Source organism: Thalassospira australica (assembly GCF_000763295.1).
Classification (GTDB): Bacteria; Pseudomonadota; Alphaproteobacteria; order Rhodospirillales; family Thalassospiraceae; genus Thalassospira; species Thalassospira australica.
On record NZ_JRJE01000032.1, the window covers coordinates 12,477 to 29,898 of the forward strand.

At 52.5% G+C, this 17,422-nt stretch carries 15 protein-coding genes; 5 read left to right on the forward strand and 10 right to left on the reverse strand.

Annotation, left to right across the window (positions count from 1 at the left end; genetic code table 11):
- Nucleotides 1-25 precede the first annotated feature (25 nt).
- The gene (locus tag JF44_RS0116140; RefSeq protein ID WP_052065994.1) at nucleotides 26-1,507 is read left to right on the forward strand and encodes a sensor histidine kinase; all 1,482 of its coding nucleotides are present in this window, start codon (nucleotides 26-28) and stop codon (nucleotides 1,505-1,507) included.
- A gap of 372 nt (nucleotides 1,508-1,879) precedes the next feature.
- On the opposite strand, the gene JF44_RS0116145 is transcribed toward JF44_RS0116140, so the two are convergent.
- From JF44_RS0116145 to JF44_RS0116160, 4 genes are all read right to left on the reverse strand, one after another.
- On the reverse strand, nucleotides 1,880-2,488 hold the full coding sequence (locus JF44_RS0116145; protein WP_033070044.1) for a DNA-3-methyladenine glycosylase I: 609 nt from the start codon (nucleotides 2,486-2,488) through the stop codon (nucleotides 1,880-1,882).
- Nucleotides 2,489-2,491: 3 nt separating this feature from the next.
- A complete protein-coding gene (locus JF44_RS0116150; RefSeq protein WP_033070045.1) occupies nucleotides 2,492-2,779 on the reverse strand; it encodes a YciI family protein in 288 nt (95 codons plus the stop codon).
- 27 nt (nucleotides 2,780-2,806) lie between these two features.
- Nucleotides 2,807-3,382 carry a TetR/AcrR family transcriptional regulator gene (locus tag JF44_RS0116155; protein ID WP_033070579.1) on the reverse strand — a complete coding sequence of 192 codons (576 nt, stop codon included), beginning with the start codon at nucleotides 3,380-3,382 and terminating at the stop codon, nucleotides 2,807-2,809.
- Between the two features lie 154 nt (nucleotides 3,383-3,536).
- Nucleotides 3,537-4,985 carry a TrkH family potassium uptake protein gene (locus JF44_RS0116160; RefSeq protein ID WP_081944514.1) on the reverse strand — a complete coding sequence of 483 codons (1,449 nt, stop codon included), beginning with the start codon at nucleotides 4,983-4,985 and terminating at the stop codon, nucleotides 3,537-3,539.
- A 582-nt stretch (nucleotides 4,986-5,567) separates the two neighbouring features.
- Here JF44_RS0116160 and JF44_RS0116165 point away from each other — a divergent pair.
- On the forward strand, nucleotides 5,568-7,004 hold the full coding sequence (locus JF44_RS0116165) for a sensor domain-containing diguanylate cyclase (RefSeq protein WP_033070046.1): 1,437 nt from the start codon (nucleotides 5,568-5,570) through the stop codon (nucleotides 7,002-7,004).
- Nucleotides 7,005-7,088: 84 nt separating this feature from the next.
- On the opposite strand, the gene JF44_RS0116170 is transcribed toward JF44_RS0116165, so the two are convergent.
- The 3 genes from JF44_RS0116170 to JF44_RS0116180 all read right to left on the reverse strand — a co-directional run bounded on the left by JF44_RS0116170 (nucleotide 7,089) and on the right by JF44_RS0116180 (nucleotide 10,191).
- Nucleotides 7,089-8,096, reverse strand: coding sequence for an aspartate-semialdehyde dehydrogenase (locus JF44_RS0116170; protein WP_033070047.1), 1,008 nt, complete (start codon nucleotides 8,094-8,096; stop codon nucleotides 7,089-7,091).
- Nucleotides 8,097-8,406: 310 nt separating this feature from the next.
- Nucleotides 8,407-8,595 (reverse strand): DUF3012 domain-containing protein, encoded by a 189-nt coding sequence (locus tag JF44_RS0116175; protein ID WP_033070048.1) that lies wholly within the window; start codon nucleotides 8,593-8,595, stop codon nucleotides 8,407-8,409.
- A gap of 138 nt (nucleotides 8,596-8,733) precedes the next feature.
- The gene (locus JF44_RS0116180; RefSeq protein WP_033070049.1) at nucleotides 8,734-10,191 is read right to left on the reverse strand and encodes a TrkH family potassium uptake protein; all 1,458 of its coding nucleotides are present in this window, start codon (nucleotides 10,189-10,191) and stop codon (nucleotides 8,734-8,736) included.
- 216 nt (nucleotides 10,192-10,407) lie between these two features.
- Between JF44_RS0116180 and JF44_RS0116185 the strand changes: the two genes are divergently transcribed.
- The 3 genes from JF44_RS0116185 (at nucleotide 10,408) to JF44_RS0116195 (ending at nucleotide 12,303) form a co-directional block, all read left to right on the forward strand.
- The gene (locus JF44_RS0116185; RefSeq protein WP_033070581.1) at nucleotides 10,408-11,145 is read left to right on the forward strand and encodes a thermonuclease family protein; all 738 of its coding nucleotides are present in this window, start codon (nucleotides 10,408-10,410) and stop codon (nucleotides 11,143-11,145) included.
- A gap of 108 nt (nucleotides 11,146-11,253) precedes the next feature.
- Entirely contained in the window at nucleotides 11,254-11,706 is a 453-nt protein-coding gene (locus JF44_RS0116190) for an ArsI/CadI family heavy metal resistance metalloenzyme (protein WP_033070582.1), read from the forward strand.
- 6 nt (nucleotides 11,707-11,712) lie between these two features.
- Nucleotides 11,713-12,303, forward strand: a complete 591-nt coding sequence (locus JF44_RS0116195; RefSeq protein ID WP_033070050.1) for a sigma-70 family RNA polymerase sigma factor — start codon at nucleotides 11,713-11,715, stop codon at nucleotides 12,301-12,303.
- Nucleotides 12,304-12,371: 68 nt separating this feature from the next.
- On the opposite strand, the gene JF44_RS0116200 is transcribed toward JF44_RS0116195, so the two are convergent.
- From JF44_RS0116200 to JF44_RS0116210, 3 genes are all read right to left on the reverse strand, one after another.
- Nucleotides 12,372-13,718: a PepSY-associated TM helix domain-containing protein gene (locus tag JF44_RS0116200; protein ID WP_162181418.1), complete on the reverse strand. Its 1,347-nt coding sequence runs from the start codon at nucleotides 13,716-13,718 to the stop codon at nucleotides 12,372-12,374.
- A gap of 17 nt (nucleotides 13,719-13,735) precedes the next feature.
- The gene (locus JF44_RS0116205; protein ID WP_156111710.1) at nucleotides 13,736-16,153 is read right to left on the reverse strand and encodes a TonB-dependent receptor; all 2,418 of its coding nucleotides are present in this window, start codon (nucleotides 16,151-16,153) and stop codon (nucleotides 13,736-13,738) included.
- 155 nt (nucleotides 16,154-16,308) lie between these two features.
- On the reverse strand, nucleotides 16,309-17,343 hold the full coding sequence (locus JF44_RS0116210) for a FecR family protein (protein ID WP_033070051.1): 1,035 nt from the start codon (nucleotides 17,341-17,343) through the stop codon (nucleotides 16,309-16,311).
- Nucleotides 17,344-17,422 lie beyond the last annotated feature (79 nt).

Genomic DNA, 17,422 nt, shown 5'->3' on the forward strand with positions numbered 1-17,422 from the left:
CATGCTCTTGGCCTAACATCACCTGATGGAACGTCCGCATCTTAAATTGCCCCCGTGGGCCAAGTCGCTTTCGGCACGCCTTTTGGTGCTGACGGTCAGCTTTGTCATGCTTGCGGAAATTTTCGTCTTTGCCCCATCGGTTGCGCGCTTTCGGATTGACTGGCTGAAGTCTCATCTTGATTCCGGTTACCTTGCTGCCCTTGCCTTGGAAGCCACCCCCGATCAGATGATACCCGATGATCTGGAAAAGGAACTGCTGTCCAATGCCGGGATTGAGGCCGTCATCCTGCGCCGCGAAGACCGCAAACTGTTGCTGCAGCGTGACGACATGCCCGCCAAGGTCGACAAGGATATCCACCTGACCGACTTTTCCATCCCGATGGCCTTGATGGAAGGGCTATCAACCCTGTTGCAAACAGGCGACCGTGTCTTGCGTGTTGTTGGTATGCCCTCCATGGCACCGGATTTTGAGATCGAGGTGCTTGTTCACGAAAAAAGCCTGACAGATGCCATGCGCAATTTCGGTTGGCGTGTGTTTGGCCTGTCGCTGATGATTTCGTTCTTTACCGCCGGATTGGTGTATTTCGCCCTCAACCGATTGCTTGTGCGCCCGATGCGTATCCTGACCCGTGACATGATCCGCTTTCGCGAAGATCCACAGGATCCATCAGCAATCATCACACCGGTCGAACGTGATGATGAAATCGGCGTGGCGCGCCAGGAACTGGCAATCATGCAACAAGATATTCAGGCGATGCTCAACCAGCGGCGCAGGCTGGCCGCCCTTGGCACAGCAGCCACCAAGATCAGCCATGATCTGCGCAATGCGCTGGCAACCTCGATGCTCATGACCGAACAACTCGCCAAAAGCGAAGATGACGAGGTCCGGGCAGTTGTCCCGCGCCTGTTATCGTCGATGGAACGTGCGGTCTATATCAGCGAACAAACCCTGTCATTTGCCCGTGAAACCCCGCCACCACGTGATCTGGCGACCTTCACACTGATCGAACTGGTTGAAGAAGTCCGCGAACATGTCCTGCTTCAAAAATCCGAACTGCTGATCGATGGCGCAATTACCGATGGTTCGGGCGACGCAGAACCCTGTTTGGCGCGCATTGATATCGACCTGCCAGAAGACATCATGCTCGAAGCGGACTATGACATGCTGTTTCGCGCCTTTAACAACCTGATCCGCAACCCGCTTGAAGCTGGCGCAACAGCAATCACCATTACCCACAAAATCGGAATGGTTGCCGACACAATAGACGAATCGGCTAAGGCACGCAGTTTCATTGAAGTTTTCATCACCGACAACGGCCCCGGATTGCCGGAAAAAGCCATCAAGAACCTTTTTGTTCCCTTTGCCGGAAGCGGACGCGAAGGCGGCACCGGACTTGGACTTGCCATCGCACGGGAATTGATCAGCACCCATAACGGGGAACTTCGCCTCAATGCAACAGGGCCAGACGGCGCAGTTTTCAGCGTAAAGCTGCCTTTTGGAGCCTGAGTCTTTCGCGTCGCACCACCGCAGCGCACTCAATAAATAGATTTAAACTATCGATGTTTATTTTATATTCGATTTTATCTTTCGGCCGATATTTGCCACCTTGGGTTCAGGCGATGCCGGACCTAATCCCGATCCCCGATCCGCTCCTGACCCAAGGTTCGGTATCGCCCAACCGATTTCCGCCAAATTCATGACGTCTGCAAGAAGATCAGCTGATCGGCAATATACCGGTCATGCGCCTTGCGGTTGATGTGAATGACGGCGACACAGCATAATCCTTGCCGGATTATCTTCTGGGGACGTTCATCTGTCCCCACCCTCAAATCCCCTTGCCATTTCCCCTGGCAAGGGGTGTCTTTTTTGCAGGTTTCCCTAGGCTGGCCGCTCTGTCGATGCACGGATATCGTCAATCTGCGCACGCAAGAAACACTCTTCTGCGTGATCATTGATCAGCCCCATGGCCTGCATGAAGGCAAACACTGTCGTCGGACCAAGGAATTTCCATCCCCGTTTCTTAAGGTCCTTTGAAAGGGCAACCGAGGCCGGTGAAGTCGACATCGTCTGTGGCGCACCAAGTGCGTCTGGATCGGGTTCGAACCGCCAGAAATAGGCCGCAAGCGATCCTTCCTGGTCCACCATTTCACAGGCACGTTTGGCGTTATTGATCGACGCTTCGATCTTGCCACGATGACGGATAATGCCCGCATCGCCCAGCAACCTCTCGACATCTGCGTCATCAAACAATGCCACCTTGCGAAAATCAAACCCGGCAAAGGCTGCACGGAAGTTTTCGCGCTTTGCCAGAATGGTGCGCCAACTCAATCCCGACTGAAACCCTTCAAGACAGATCTTCTCAAACAGGCGAATATCATCGGTAACAGGAAACCCCCACTCGGTATCGTGATAGGCATCAAATTCCGGGGCTGCGTTACACCATGAGCAACGCCGTTTTCCATCGCGCCCAATAATTGTGTTGCTCATTCTTCACCCCATCAGAAATTCAAGACGCGGATCGGCGCGCGCAGGCGAAATTTCAAGAATTTCTGCTGTCACAATCCCTTCAATTACGAACGGGTCATCATTCACGCGCGCTTCGATCTCCCCACGCGACACCCCATGCGCCAGAACCGCGCCCCCCATATTGGGCTGCACGCTGCCGACCATCAGAAACACCCCATCATCAAACCCCTGTTTGATCCAGGCCTTGTGGGCGTCCATGAATTCCGGGGCTTTTGCACGGTTTTCAGCAAACTTCAAAAAGATGGCAAACATGTTCAATTCCCTGTTCAGAGCGAAGGTTCAAGATGTACCAAGCTGTGCAATCTGATCATCAAGCCAGACGCACATCAAATCGACTTCACGATGCAAAAAACCGTCATCGTCGAAGGCATTGGCAAGGGTCGCAACACCCTGACTGCGGCCCAGAACATGCATCGCAAGCTCATCTGAGCCTTCCCCAAAGCCCAGCCGTTCAAATTGGCGACACAACCAGCTCCGAAACAGGGTAAAAAGCCCTGCCGCATCGCTTTGCGCAGCATGGTTTAATTTCGCAAGTTCCGATGAAAGTGTACCGACCGGACAGCCGAACTTTCGGATTTTCTCGCCGTTGACGATCAGGATGTGGATAAAGCTACGAATACGTTCAGCCGGGTCTGCCCCGGTCACTTCCCAACGGTCCAGCATTTGTTCGGTATTTGTCAAACGCCGGTTGATCACCCCATCAAGGATGTCGTCCTTGGTTTTGAAATGGTGATAAAAATTGCCCCGCGATATGCCAACACTTCCGGCAATATCGGCAAAGGATGTCGCCTCAAACCCGCGCTGATAAAACAGCAGGTCCGCTGCCTCCAGAATACGCTCACGTGTTTCTGCCACCACTTCGCTCTCCGTTACGCTGATCAGCCCACCGTTAGGACAATTGACCTAATCTCAATCTAGGACAAACGTCCTAAATTGTCAACATACGCAAAAAAACCCTCTGCAGGCCTGCTTGCAGAGGGTGGAAAATGCATGTGTAAATTTCGAAAGATCAGTCGCGCCAGAAGGCCGGGAACAGCAGGACCAAAACCGTAAAGACTTCCAGCCGCCCAATCAGCATCCCGATGGACATCAACCATTTTGCCCCATCAGGCAGGGTTGCAAAATTGCCCGACGGACCAACAATCGGGCCAAGCCCCGGCCCGACATTGGCGATCGCGGTTCCGGCACTTGACACAGCGGTCATGAAATCAAGCCCCATCGCCCCAAGCCCTGCGGCCAGAACGACAAAGCAGAACACAAACAGGAAAAAGAAGCTGAGTACGGATTCGGTAACATCTTCGGACAGCGGTTTGCCATTATAGTAGGCAATGAACACCCCATGCGGGCGCAGCATATGCGAAAGCTGAATCTTGGCGATCTCATAGAGAACCTGAAGCCGGAAGATCTTCACCCCGCAGGTCGTCGATCCCGCACAGCCCCCAATGAACATGACAAAGAAGAACACCGTCACCGCAAACGGCCCCCAAAGTCCGTAATCAGTGGTGGCATAACCCGTTCCGGTCATGACCGACATGATGTTGAACGACGCATAGCGCAACGCGGTCAGGAAACCGACGTTGTTGGTTTCCGAATGCCAATAGGCCAGACCGACAACAATCGTGACGGCAATGGCCAGGAACCAGCGCACCTGACTGTCACAAAACAGTGCCTGTCCCCGTCCGCGCAACATCTGCAGATACAGAATAAACGGCAGCGCCCCGGTCACCATGCCAAGGGTGATGATCACATCAATCGTCGCATTGTCAAAATGGCCAACCGATGCATCCTTGGTCGAAAAACCGCCGGTCGCAATCGTTGTCATGGCATGGGCAATCGCATCAAACGGCGGCATTCCAGCCCACCACAACATGATCGCCCACAGGGCCGTAAAGCCCAGATACAGCATTGCGATGCCCATGGCGATCTGGGTTGCCCGTGGAAAGGCCTTGTCGGATTTATCGGAATTTTCCATCCGGAAAAGCTGCATACCACCAACACGCAGCATCGGCATGACCGCAATCGCCATGACAATGATCCCGATCCCGCCCAGCCACTGCAAAAGCGCCCGCCACAGCAAAATACCCTGCGGGGCGCTATCAAGCCCGACAATCACTGTCGATCCGGTGGTGGAAATACCTGACATCGCCTCAAAAAACGCATCGGTATAGGACATATCGAGATCGGAAAAGGCAAACGGCAGGGCTGATGCCGCGGTCAATACCAGCCAGCTCAGCGTTGTTAAGATGAATGCCTGGCGTGAGTTGATCTTAAGATTGTCCATGCGGTTCATCATGACCAGCGCCCCGCCGACAAACAGCGAAACAAGCGATGCCGCAGAAAACACGACCCAATCGGTTTGATCATAATAAAGATCAACCAGTGCCGGTATGAACATGCCAACCGACAACGTACACAGCAGAATGCCGACGATGAAAAGAATGGGACGGAAATCGATCAATGAAACGCCTCTTGGCACATAAACCGCGAAATCCCCCCGGACAAACGGCATATGGTGCGTCTTATGTTCTGGTACTTGGGGGACACTGCATACCCGAAAACACTGTTGATATGTACCCCATTCATCGCAAACAGCGAAATTCTTGGCACACACAGCAATAATGTCCAGCCCTTTTCAATCGTCCAGTTTGTGGGTATCAGACCAAAACACGCCCCAAACACCCGGTCCTGCCCCAGGCAAAACGATCATGGACCGGATACCATCACACCATTTGGCGTACCCCGCGACCGGGCTGCCCTGCAAACTTGTTCACACCGGCACGTCGCGATGCATCCCATGCTTCTAACGCGCACATATCCCAGTTTTACGCACTGTTTGCTAGCACATAGATACCACCTTGGAATCACTTTAATGTAACTGGCAGTTTTGTTGCTCACACCATCAAACACGTCAAAAGACACACGCCGTTTGGGCGGCATTTTGATCCGTGCAACACGGGGAACTTTCCCGTAGGTTAGTCCCTTCTAAAACGCTGAAAACAAAATTCAGTACGTGCCTTGACTATCTTTTGGGGAGCTTCCCGTGCGGGGAAAGAAACTATATTTCGCGATTGTTTTGTGCGTTTTGCTTGCGGTGGGCTTTCTAACCACCAGCTTTGTAAGCTTTTACGTTGCACGCGACTCACTTGAAGAACAAATCTCTGAAAGCACCCTGCCGCTTACAAGCGACAATATCTATTCAGAAATTCAGCGCGATCTGCTGCGACCGATCTTTATTTCATCCTTGATGGCCCATGACACGTTCTTTCGCGACTGGGTGCTCTCGGGCGAACAGAACGGCGAACAGATCACCAAGTATCTTGCTGAAATCCAGTCGCGCTACGACACCATCACATCCTATTTCATCTCCGAGAAAACCCGGAACTACTATCATCAGACCGGCGTAATCAAACAGATTGATGAAAATGATCCGGCCGATGAATGGTATTTTCGGGCCCGTGATGGCAAGCAACCCTATGAAATCAATATCGACCACGACACGGTGGATCGGTCACGCATGTCTATTTTCGTGAATTATCAGGTGCGTGATTATAATGGCAATGTCATTGGCATTACCGGGGTTGGCCTGTCGGTCAATGCTGTTACCAACCTGATTGAAACCTATCAGGCGCGTTATGGTCGAACGATCTATTTCATCGACAAGGAAGGCCATGTCACGCTGCGCGGCAGCGGCTTTGGCGATGCACAGACCCTGCAGGATCGCCCCGGCATGCGCCAGCAAGCCACCAAAATCCTGACGTCGCCTGGCACCTCCATCAGTTATGAAGACGGCGGGCACACCTATTTCGTCAACAGCCGCCTTGTGTCTGAATTTGATTGGCTGCTGATTGTCGAACAAAGCGATTATTCATCCGACGTACGCCTGCAAAACACCCTGTTCATCAATATCGCCATTTCGCTGTTGATCACGGTCATTGTCGGGCTGATCGCGTTTCTGACGGTACGCAATTATCAAACCCGCCTCGAAGAATTGGCATCGCGCGACAAACTGACCGGCACGTTTAACCGACAGGTCTTTGACATGCTCTTTGATCAGTCGGTGCAAAAAGCAACCCGGCATAAAACGCCATTGTCGATCATGTGCTTTGACCTCGATGGGTTTAAGGATATCAACGACAACTATGGCCATCCGGGCGGGGATGCCACCCTGCGCGAAGTTTTGACCCTGATCCGTCAGCACATTGAAGAAACCGATGTGATATGCCGCTGGGGCGGGGATGAATTTGTCATTCTGTTCCCGAACAAGGAACGCAAGAATGCCTTGAGCAAGGCGCGTGATCTTGCCGATCAGGTTCGCGAAGCCCCGGTTCGCTTCGGGCGCGATCACATTCCGATTACGATCAGTGCCGGTGTCACGCAATACCGCGAAGGTGAAGACCTTGATACCCTGATGGCACGGGTTGATAACGCACTTTACACTGCCAAGGCCTCCGGGCGGGACCGTATCTCGCTTGCCTGAATGATCATTCCGGTTAGAATCAAAACAGCCCCGACAGAACATTCTGTCGGGGCTGTTTTTTTATCTGTGGATTGCCTGTTCGCCTTAGTCGGCGATGGATGCCTCGGCAATCTGGACTGCGTTCAATGCCGCGCCCTTAAGCAACTGGTCGCCCGCAACAAACAGCTCCAGACCATGATCCCCAAAGATCAGGTTGGTGCGGATACGGCCGACTTCAACGTCATACTGTTCGGTCGCGGTCAGTGGCATCGGATATTTGTTGTTTGCCGGATCATCGACAAGCTTCACACCCTTGGCCTTTGCCAGAACTTCGCGGGCTGCATCCGGGGTCACAACCTTTTTGGTTTCAACCACGATGGCCTCGGAATGGGTCCGCTCGGTCGGGATACGAACCGCAGTGCAGGAAATCGGAAGATCCGGCGCGCCAAAGATTTTGCGCGTTTCCCAGGTCACCTTCATTTCCTCGCGGGTATAACCGTTATCCTGGAAGCTATCGATATGCGGGATCACGTTAAACGCCAGCGGGGATGAGAACACCTCTGCCGGGACCGGCTTGCCTTCAAGACCGGCTGCCAGACCTTCGCGCAGCTCGTTCATGCCCGGCTGACCGGCACCTGATGCTGCCTGATAGGTCGAAACGATGACTTTCTTCAGGCCAAATGCCTGATGCAGCGGCCAAAGTGCGACTGCGGCAATTGCCGTGGTGCAGTTCGGGTTTGCGATCAGTTTTGCGGTCTTGGCAAGGTCACCATTGATTTCCGGCACGATCAGCGGAACATCATCATTCAGACGGAACGCCGAGGAATTATCAATGACCACAGCGCCTTCGGCGATCTTGGGGCCATATTCCTTGGCGAAGTCGCCCGAAACAGCAAGGAAGACAATGTCGCACTGCTTGGCTTCTTCAACAGAAAACAGCGCAACGGTCTTAGTGCCGAATTTAGTCTCCACGGTCTTGCCCGCTGAACGCTCGGACGCGAACAGGGTGAGTTCACCCACAGGGAACTTGCGATCAAACATAACGTTGATCAGCTCGACGCCAACCGCACCGGTTGCGCCGATCACACCGACATGGAGATTTTCGGCACTCATAATAATTGTCTAACCTCGTATAAAAATTACTGTCGTATTCGACTGCCGCGATCATTCGCGGGCCGCGCATTATAGGGATTTATCGAAACAACGCAAATCGACGTTGCTGCATCGCACTTATGCGCGGCAATGTTATGTATCTAACGTGACCGCCCAAAGAATGTTCCATGTCGAAATCAAGGGCGCAAACGCAAAAATCCGCCCTCCGGCTGTACTACCGCCAAGCAGGTGCCGAAGGGCGGATTTAACCGCCACAAGGGCGGCATACCCAGACATTTGAAAAAGAAACCGCCAAGCGGTTATCGCAAAGTCACAGCAGGCAATGCTTGGCAAAGTCGGCTGCTTCGTTTGCCGTCCAGTCGCCTTTTGGTTTTTCCTTAAGGTCTCTGCACCATTCCTCGCTGCCCACTTCGGGGGAGCATGCGGAAACAGCCGCCGTCAGGAAAAGCACCGAAAGAATACCAACGGTTCTGGTTGCGATCTTTTTCTGCAGTGTCATGTCCGTATCCAGTGTTTATTTGATTATTGGTTTTGGCACCTTGAACCCTATACAGATCCCAAAGGTGGCGCAAACAAAGCCTATGGTCTGTGGCAACCGTCACAGTCCATAAAAAGTCATACACAAATTTTCAGATAATCAGTCGCGCCAGAAGGACGGCATCAAAAGAACCAGCAGGGTTTCAAATTCCAACCGCCCCAGGATCATCGCAACATCCAGAATCCATTTGGCAGAATCGGGCAATGACTGGAAATTCCCGGCCGGACCAATAATGTTGCCCAGCCCCGGCCCCACATTGGCAAGCGATGTCGCCGCCGCACTCATGGCCGTAATCAGATCAAGCCCCGTCAGGCCAAGCGCGATGGTCACCGCGATATAGCTGATGGTCAGCATGCAGACATAAACGGTAACAGCGTTATAAATGTCCGATGTAATCTCATGCCGGTCAATGTGGCTGACCACCACTGCAGACGGGCTGCGCAAGCGCGTGAAATGGGCGCGAAGCCCGGTGAAAACGACATACAGGCGAAACATCTTGAACCCGCCCGCAGTCGACCCTGAACAGCCGCCGATAAATGTCGCAAAGAAGAACAACATCACCGCCCCGGACCCCCACAACAGGTAGTCACCCGACGCAAAGCCCGTTGTCGTAATCACCGATACAAGATTGAATGCCGCAACGGTCAGCGACCGAAGGATGCTGTCATCTGAAACCTGAACAAGGCGCAGCGTCAAAAGAAGCGTGAACCCGGCAATGATCAGGCAAAACAACCTGATCTGCTGGTTGCCCACCACGGCCTTGATCGCACGTTTGCGCAGCAGCATGGCATAGGCGGTAAAGGGCAGGCCACCGATAAACATAAACAGGATCGCCACCCAATGCAGCGCAAGACTGGAATCGAACTTCGCAAACGACAAATCCGACGTTGAATATCCCCCGGTGGCCAGGGTGGTCATGCCGTGATTGATGGCATCAAACCAGCTCATGCCAAACACCCGATACAGCACAACGCACACAAATGTCAGTGCGCTATAGATCAGAACGATCTGCAGGCACATGTCGCGCATACGCCCGCTGAGCTTTTCCGACCGATCCGAACTTTCCATCTGGAAAAGCTGCATGCCGCCAACCCGCATCATCGGCAACAATGCCAGCGCGGTAACGATAATCCCGATCCCGCCCAGCCACTGCATGATGGATCGCCAGATCAGCAATCCCGGCGGCATATGATCCAGCCCCGAAAGGACGGTTGACCCTGTCGTGGTCAGGCCCGAAACGGTTTCAAAAACCGCATCGCAAAAACTGATATCAAGGGATGAATACCAAAGCGGAAGGGCCCCGGTCGCGCTTACCGCAATCCATGACATAACCGTCAGGACATACCCCTGTCGGGCAGTCACGCGCGGTCCAATTTCAGACCGGCAGGCAAGGCACGCCATTCCGCCAAGCCCGATTGTCGTGATCGAGGCCTGAGCGAAGATTTTCCAGTCAGGATTGCCGTAATAAAGATCCACGGCAGCAGGCACCATCATCGAAACGCCGATGATAATGACCATAACCCCAACAACGAAAAAGATGGGTTGCAGACGAAACAAACAAGCTTTCCTGTCAGCGAAGGACAAATCTGCTTGTAGCGCCAAACACCTTTCAATGCATCCGGTTATTGTGCATGGCACCCGTGATGCCGGGGAAACATAAACCCGCTAGCCGAAGACGGTGTCATGATTTTGCCGTTCTTTTTGCGTGTTCTGGTGCCATAATTGTTTTGTCATGTTCCACCCCCTATCCTGCCCAAGACCATCGAGGCCAGCTTGAACCGTTTTTCCCGCCTGATCGTCCTTCTTTCCATCCCGCTTCTGATTGCCCTTGGCCTGCATTGGCGCAGCAATCCTGTTTCCGCCGCCAACCAGCCAAACATCGCAACGCAAGACGAAACCGCAGAAGCCCACGGGATCAAGGCCAAAGGCCGGGACATCATCGTCATTGATGGCGACACAATCATGATCGCCGGTCAGGTCTTTGATATCGCCGGGATGGATGCGCCCGAACTTGGGCAGCAATGTCGGCATAACGACAGTTTTCAGGATTGCGGCATGTCATCTGCCCTGCAGCTTCGCAAATATTTCGCCATGGCCCCGTTCGATGTGCAATGCTGGCCCGGTGATCAGCCCCATACTGCCAAATCCGGTGGTTTCCCGACTGTCGAATGCGGCATTGGCGAACGTGACGTGGCTGCCGCAATGATCAGCGACGGTGAAGCATTGCCAATCAAAGGTTACTCCCACAGCTATGACAGCCTGTCGGCAGAAGCCGACAATGCCAACATCGGCATTCACGGGAGTGACATGGTGCTACCAACCGACTGGCGCAAAGGCAAACGCCTTGATGGAGAGGCCGGGAAATGCCTGTTCGTTTCAGATAGCAGTGGCAATTACATCAGCCCCCTTGATCCGCGCTTTGAAACGTCTGAAAGCACAGACACCCAAAATATCTGCAGCGACGAAGACGCCCGCGCGATGGAGCTGAACTACCGCGCCCCGGCACCATAACTCCGACAATAAACCCGGCCATAAACCGCACAGAAATTTCGATCACCTGCATCTTTTGCGCCGTTGCTGCGTCTTCTTGAACATCACTTGTTTTCAAAGGAGACGAAAATGCGCCTGCAGCTTGCCCTGAATGTCAAAAATCTTGATCGGGCCATCGCGTTTTACAGCGAAATGTTCGCAAGCCCCGCCCATAAGCAACGCCCGGGCTATGCCAACTTCGAAATTGCCGAACCACCGCTCAAGCTCGTTTTATTTGAACATCCCGACGCTGATGAGAACCTCAATCACATTGGTGTCGAATGCCAGGACGAAGGCACGTTTGATGCCGCCGTCGAACGCCTGACCAAAAGCCCGCTTGCGACCGGGGATGTTGCTGAAACCGGGTGCTGTCATGCAAAGCAGTCAAAATTCTGGGTTCCCCAGCCAGACGGACTTGCTTGGGAATGGTATTATATTCTTGATGACGCCCCGGAAAATCAGGATGCGACGAGTTCCCAAGGAGTATGCTGTGGCAAAACCCCTGCCCAAGACGCAAGCGCCGATCAGGTATGTTGTGCTTAAAACAAAATGAAGCTTAACACCAAAACCCAAACCACCGCAGACTGGCAGGCCCTGAAAACGGGCCTGCATCGGTTCGTGCTGTCCCGCGTTCCCAAGGATGACGCCGATGATGTTGTTTCCGAAATCCTTGAAACCATCATCCGCAACCGGGATTCATTGCGTGATGCAGCAAACCCGTCTGCGTGGATTTTCGCGATCGCCCGCAACAAGGTAGCAGACTTTTATCGACACCGAGGGCGCGAACGCACGCTACACCACGCACTAAATAATGACCCCACTTTGTCAGACCAAGATCAACAACACGACCAACCCGGCTTGCATGACTGCATCATCAGCTTCATTGGGCGCCTAAGTCCGTCTGATCAAAACATCCTTGAAGAAATCGATATGAACGGCACGCGCCAAACAGACTTTGCCAGCCGCAATGTCATCGCACTTCCGACGGTGAAATCAAGGGTCCAACGCGCCCGAAACCGTCTGCGTAATCGGTTGATTGCCTGCTGTCCGCACCAAAGACTTGGCAGTGACGGCGACAGAGCCGACGATACAACCTGCTGTGGGCCGCGCACGGAAATGACGGCATTTTCTTCAAGTTAGCTTGCATGATGTCTAAGAAAATCTTGTCGCGGCAACAGCCTGTCGGACAGCCTTATGCTGCCCCATGATCAAGCTTTGCAGTTTTGTACAATCGTCTTGCGCCGCAACGAAAAAATACCGATCACCCAAAGCAACTTGATGATCATGGTCACCACAGCCCATCCGATAATAAAAGCTGCCACCCCGTCCGGCAGTTCAGCCATCCTGTATTGACCATCGATTTTTCCGCCAACACGATGCAAATAAACCCAGACAATCGGCGATGCTGAAACCGGAACAAGTAACGCAATACCTGCGGCAAGATCGGCCTGCGGCCATTTAGGTCGCTTTTTGTTGCGTTGCTTTTGTACATAAAGCCACGCCCCCGAAAGCGACAGTCCCGACAAGATAAGGCCAAACACAAACCAGATGATCTTGCTTGCAAGGCCAGCGAAGGCCCCAAAATGCAGGATGTCAGCTGTTTCAGACCACCGCCAGTACGCGCTTAGGTCATCTGCATGCTGATCAAAGGCAATTGCGCCGCTATGCGGGTTGATGAACAATTTGTTTGCGCGGTCCCGTACCAGGACATCATCAGATTGCCCGATAACGTAAAAAAAACCCGCACGATCAGGCTGGATCGTTGTGATCTTCATATCCGGGCGTACTGACCGTGCGATTTCAATCAGATCACTGACTGCCAACCGCTGCTGTCCCGTTTCCCTTGGTTCGGGTATCTGATGAACGGCCAACGGATAGACATCGACCAGAGCAAACTTTTCATCCCCCAGTTTGTAACGCGTTTCTTCAAACAGATACCAAGCACCAGTGACCGCCATCAGCAGGACGAACCAAAGACTCCAAAGACCTGCAAGCTTGTGCAGGCTGCTCCAAAGGCTGATTTTTGTTTTACCAACACGTAGCTGGAAGAAACGCTGCCACCACCGCTTATAGAAATAAAATGCCGATAACATCGACAGAAACAACGGGATGGCAAACAGGCAAACAAGAAACTTTCCAACGCCATAAAGCCCGAAAAACGCCTCATGGAACTCGCGAAAGAATCTTTGAACCGTAAATATCGACTGGCTTCCGGTGACCTCCTGTGTCGCAGGATCCAGATAGACAAAATGCCGTCCACCATCCGACATCTTGACTGTAAACCTTGCGGCAGAAAACCGGTTTGGCGGCGCTTCACCCAGTTCAATTTTGGCATTTGGATATCTGCTTTCCATAATCCGGAAAGCAGACGAAAAGTCGAATTTTTCGTCTGCGGCGCTCACCCGGGATTCTGCCATCAAAAGCCAATCGATTTCCGATGACATCGTTGCAAAAGATCCGCTCCAGCAGATGGAAAACAACATCAGTCCCAGATACACACCAATCCAGCTATGCCAGTCAAACCCGATAGGTTTGACTGGCAATTTTACTGACATTTTCAGATGTCGCAGCATCAAAACTCGACTCTGACGCTTCCAAACACGGTCCGCGGATTACCAACGCTAACGCGGTAGGTTCCGCCCGATGCAACATAGTAATCCTCGTCGGTGACGTTCTTCACCCCAAGGTCAAAACGCACACGCGACTCATTTTTAATCGGCAGGTAATACCAAACCCCAAGATCATAAACGGTATAGTCGTCCAGTTCGAACGTGTGACTATTGTTGCCGTAACGATCGCCGACATGTGTCAAACCACCGCCGAAACCAAGACCTTTAAAATCACTGGCAGCATCCTGGAACTCGTAGCTGGCCCAAAAGCTTGCCGTCATATCCGGTGTGTTCGCGGGACGGTTGCCATTATTGTCGTTATCGCTGACAATTTCTGCATTGAGAAAGCCAACACTGCCACGCAGGTTAAGCCCCTTGGCTGGCGTCGCGGTAACAGAACTTTCGAAACCACGCGAACGAATACCGCCGGTCAATTGCGGTGTCCCATTTACTGTTTCCACCACATTTTCCTGTTCGATATCGAACAGGGACGCGGTCAGCAGCAACCGGTCCTTCAACCCGGACCATTTTGCACCGATTTCATACTGCCGCCCTTCTTCTGGTGCAAATACAGTCGTTGTTTCATTGCCGGTATAGATGTTTTGCGACTGGAAAGTCTCCGCAAAGGATGCATAAAGCGACAATTGATCAACCGGCTTCCACAACAGGCCGGCAGACTTTGTCAATTTGCCGTCGCGTTTCGGGTCCGCCCCCGACAAGGCACCGGTCAATTTATTTTCGGCGTTATATTCATTGTCAAAGACCTCATAGCGTGCACCAAGGGTCAGCGTAACGTCATCGGTAAGATGAAGATCGCCCTGTGCGTAAGGGCCATATGAGATTTGCTCGACTTCGGTATATTGCCTGGAACGCGGATTTGAAGAGGTATTGTCAATCAGCGTAAAGGATGACGGGTTCGAAATTGTCCCCCCTACCTGATCCTGGCCGGAAAAGTTGGTCCAGGTTTCGTACTGGTGGCGCAACTCAACCCCGGAAACCAGGTCCACAGGCCGCCAAAGTTCTGCCTCGCCGCGAAGCTGCATACGCCCGAACGCCGTGCTGAGTTCGCGGTCATCATTGCCCTGTACGCGACGTGTCAGTACCCCCGTTTGCGATACATTCGTCACCTCGTTGCGCAGCTCGTCGACCTGCTCATAGGCATAAAACAGCTTGCTTTCGAGATACCAGTCGTCATCAAAGACCGGGACAGAGTTATCAAGTTCCCAGATGTGTGTGGTCACATCACGGTTGTTCAGATTGGCCTGATCAAACCGGGTATCAAGTGACACATTGGCAATCTCGCGACTGGTGCCGCTTCCCGGAACCGTCACCACACCACGGTCAACGGGTCGCTCGTCATGGGTGTATTCATAACTGAAATCAACCAGTGAACCATCATCGCCCATCCACGACACAGAGCTGTTTAAAAACTGCCGTTCGATGGTCGCATCCCGGAAATTCTCACTATCCTCGGCAGAGGTCGTGATACGATATGCGAACGCGTTGTTCTGTCCAAGCGGCCCGGTTACATCGGCCAGCGCCTGTTTCTGGCCATGCTCGTTGAAATTCGCAACGGCATGGGCCTGCTGTTCATATCCCGGCTTTTTGGTAATAACATTGACCAGTCCACCTGGAGTCATCTGACCAATTTCTGCCACTGGCCCTTTGACGATCTGTACATTGTCAACCGTTGACGGGTTCATGCGACCATTGGTCTTAAGCCGTACACCATTGCGATAAATATCGTCACGACGACGGAAACCACGGATAAGGAAATCCTCACGGCTACCGCCATAGCCGTCCATATTCACAACGTTTGGCGACAAACGGTACACTTCCTCAAGTTCTTGCGCATGCTGATCAAGCAGCAATTGCTCGGGGATGACCTCGACCGTGCGAGGGATATCAGTCACATCCTTCGGGATCATGGTACCGGTTTCTGCATGTCGGCTGTCATATCGCGACTGCCGCGTACCAATCACCTCGATGGTGTCCAACGTAAGAATACTTTCATCGCCATTGGCCGTCTCACGCTGAAGTGTGATCGAATTTTCCGATGTATAGTTGAAATTGACATTGCTGCCCTTAAGCAACGCATCAAGCGCCTGATCTGCGGTATACTCACCGTTCAATGCTGGCGCATTGTGTTCATAGATCGATTGTTCCGTATAAAGAATCTGAATCCCGGTAACGTCGGAAAATGCTGTCAAAGCCTGTGGCAATGGCTGCGCTGCAATATCGAATTGGAATAGTCTTTGGTTTTGTGCTTGCTGATTGGCATCTTGCGCAAAAGAACCTTGCACAAACGCACTTTGAAAGGCCAGCAACGATACCCCAATCATCAATTGCCGCCCGATTTTCATTTTATTTAAGCTGACCACGTCAGTCCCCCAAGTCTTCGAATACACAAATGCGAATAGGTCGCATTGACGTCGTGCATATAAAGACGCAAGAGATCGACAAGTCCCCTAAGTCTGTGGAAAATTTTTTTAATTGCTGAAATCAGCTCTCGGGGCAGGAACCCACATTACGGCAATTAAATTAGCAATATCATATAATTGCTTAGTCTCACGACCCTTACCGACAATGTGCCTTCAATCGCATCAATCACCTGATCGATATCATCTGTCCGGAAGACCCCACTGACGGACATGTTATTCAGCTTGGGGTTCACGGCCATGATATGTCCGGCATGGTAACTATTGATCACGTCAATCACATCCGAAAGCGGAGTCTGATAGAAAACCAATTTGCCCTTGCGCCATGCCGTCGTTGCAACGCGATCAAATCGTACACTGGTTCCAACACCCTCAGAAGAAAGCGTCGTGGCTTCTCCTGCGACCAAGGTCAGATCAGCTTTGTCGCCATGCGCACCGGAACCGTCGACAGACCAGTTCACGGCAACCATGCCTTCCTCCAGACTGACGATAACCCGTTCCGCATCTGAACGAATGTTGAATGCCGTGCCCAGTGCCGTGACATCACCAAACTTGGTATGCACTACAAAGGGACGTTCTTTGTCATGAGCAACATCAAACCAGACTTCACCGGACGCGAGATTCACGCGCCGCGTTTCTGCACTGAAATCGACCGATGCGGTACTTCCAGCATTCAGCTTTATGACCGTGCCATCGGAAAGAGACCTGGTCAGAACCGAATGCTCCGCATGAAGGAAGTTGTCGTCAAACATGCCCATGATGGTCGGGTAGCTATTGTGTCCAAGCCCGACGAAAAGCAACAGACAAGCCGCCATTGCTGCCACCAGGGACGGGCGTATATAGCCACGTCGTTTTCGAACGGTTTGGCGCGTCAGGGGCTGGTCGCGCCCCGACAATTGCGCCTGTCGTTTTACCGGCAAGGCCAACCTGCCCCACAGCAGCTCGACTTCGGCAAAGGCACGCGCGTTGTCAGGTGATTGTGCCTTCCACAATTCAAACTGTTTGATCAGGTCACTCTGCTGACCGGAACTTGCAGCGTCATTGGCTTCGCGCACATGCGTATGCCAAACGACGGCCTCGTCAAATAACTGCTCTGAAACCGGTTCAGGTGACATGTTCTGGCGATCCGTCATTCAATCGCACCCAAAGATTCGTGATATCCAAACAACGCTGTACTACGATGTAATATAACGAAGATGAGCCTGTTTACAC